The organism is Mesorhizobium sp. M4A.F.Ca.ET.020.02.1.1, from assembly GCF_004022645.1.
In the GTDB taxonomy this organism is placed as follows: domain Bacteria; phylum Pseudomonadota; class Alphaproteobacteria; order Rhizobiales; family Rhizobiaceae; genus Mesorhizobium.
Genome location: NZ_RZOI01000938.1, coordinates 1 through 1,971 on the forward strand (window position 1 = coordinate 1; position 1,971 = coordinate 1,971).

At 66.4% G+C, this 1,971-nt stretch carries 1 protein-coding gene and 1 pseudogene; one reads left to right on the forward strand and one right to left on the reverse strand.

The genetic code is table 11. The features are described 5' to 3' along the window. Positions 1 to 732 (forward strand): trypsin-like peptidase domain-containing protein (locus EN742_RS33350; protein WP_128333790.1); only part of this gene is annotated, 732 nt, incomplete at its 5' end. 48 nt (positions 733 to 780) lie between these two features. Here EN742_RS33350 and EN742_RS33355 read toward each other — a convergent pair. Further along, positions 781 to 1,971, reverse strand: a pseudogene (locus EN742_RS33355) (hypothetical protein); the annotation flags it as partial.

Genomic DNA, 1,971 nt, shown 5'->3' on the forward strand with positions numbered 1-1,971 from the left:
ATGCCGGACGGCGCCTCGCGCGAAGGCCGCGTGCTTGGCCGCGACCCCGACACCGACATAGCGCTGGTGCGCGCTGACGGCAGCTTCGCCGACGTCGCACCGCTCGGCGACTCCAAGCGCCTGAGGCGCGGCCAGATCGCGATCGCCATCGGCAATCCGCTCGGCTTCGAATGGACGGTCACCGCCGGCGTCGTCTCCGCGCTCGGCCGCTCGATGCGCGCCTCGACCGGGCGACTGATCGACGACGTCATCCAGACCGACGCGGCGCTCAACCCCGGCAATTCCGGCGGGCCGCTGGTGTCGTCGGCGGGCGAGGTGATCGGCGTCAACACCGCCATGATCCACGGCGCGCAAGGCATTGCCTTCGCCGTCGCCTCCAACACCGCCAATTTCGTCATTTCGGAGATCATCCGCTTCGGCCGCGTGCGACGCGCCTTTATCGGCGTCTCCGCCGACACCACCAATTTGCCGCGCCGCGCCGCCCTTCTGTCGCAGGTCTCGAGCAGCACCGCCGTGCGCCTGCGCAGCGTCGAGAAGAACAGCCCGGCAGCAAGGGCCGGGCTGAAGGAAGGCGACATCATCGCCGCGATAGATGGCCGTCCGGTCACCGGCGTCGACGACCTCGTGCGCATGCTCGACGCCGAGCGCATCGGCCGCGAGACGCTTTGCACCGTGGTGCGGCGGACCGGCGTCAGCCAGGTCGCGGTGACGCCGGTGGCAAGGCCGAACTGAGCGACCTGCTCGCAACGCCCCGGTAATCACCGGGGCGTCCTCGATGCGCTATCTGATCTCTTGCCCCTGATTGCCCAGACGCATCTTCAGCAAGGCAACCAGACTTGCCTGCGCGCTGTCCTCGGCGTTGATCTCAGCCGTATGCGGCCGTTCGCGAAGCGCTACCCGCATGGCGTGGAATCCAAGTGCGCGATAGGCCTCCATCTGCTCTTCCGAGAAGAACTGATCGCTGGTCGATTCATGCGGGAAAAGCGGGTATCGGCGCTCGTAATCGAGGACATAGTCGGGCTCATCGCCGGTAACCGACGCCTTGACGTAGACAAGGATGCCTTCGACCGGATCATTCTCGTAGAGGATCTTGCCGACCGCGAAATGCCGCAGATGCAAATCCGATTCCGGCGGGACTATCTTGGTGCGGTTGGCGTCGCGCGCCAGCGCCGCGTCCCTGACCGGTCGCCAGTCGAGCGAGATGCGCACGCCGAGATCGATCCGCGCGAAGCGTTGGACGTCGGTGAAGGCGCCGAAATTCACGCCGGCATCGGCCTCGGCGTCGACCACGATGATCAGCTTGCACCTGCGCTTGAGCAGTTGGTAGAGGCCGATATTGTCGATGTGGCCGCCATCGGTGATGTAGACCCGCGAACTGTCGGACCTCAGCTGCCCCGTCGCCTCCGCGAGCAGATACAGCCGCAGGATGTCTTCCCAACTGCGCCGCGAGGGCCGCTTTCCAAGCGCAATCCCGCTCGGGTTTGGAAGCCAGAACCCCAGGCGCAGGTTGAGCAGGGCAAGCGTCGGCCCAAGCAGGCCGAGGCTGGTGCGACCCATGCTCGACGAGATGGCGGCGCCCGAAATCGCCGCCGCCGCCGCGAGGTCCAGCTGCCCCTCCGCCTTGGCCATCGCTGTCGAGGACGCATATCCGGTCGAGGTGCTGCCGACGAAATGTTTTGAAAACAGGAAGAATTCGGCGTTGCGCCCTCTCTTGCTCGGGTCGGCCTCGGGAAGGCTGTGGACTTGCACGGCAGGTGGGGGCGCGATTGGCCGATGGTGGCCCGGCAGAATGATATCCGGCCCGCCCCACCAGGCCCTCAACCTTATGGCTGCGGCAACCTTGGCGCCCACCCAGCGAATCGCGCGGACGAGAACGGACCTCTTCGGAGGCTCGGCCGTTTGCCCGGCATCCCTGGCGCGGCGCACATTCAACGTGCCGTTTATCAACAGATAGGGCGCCATCGCGCCGAG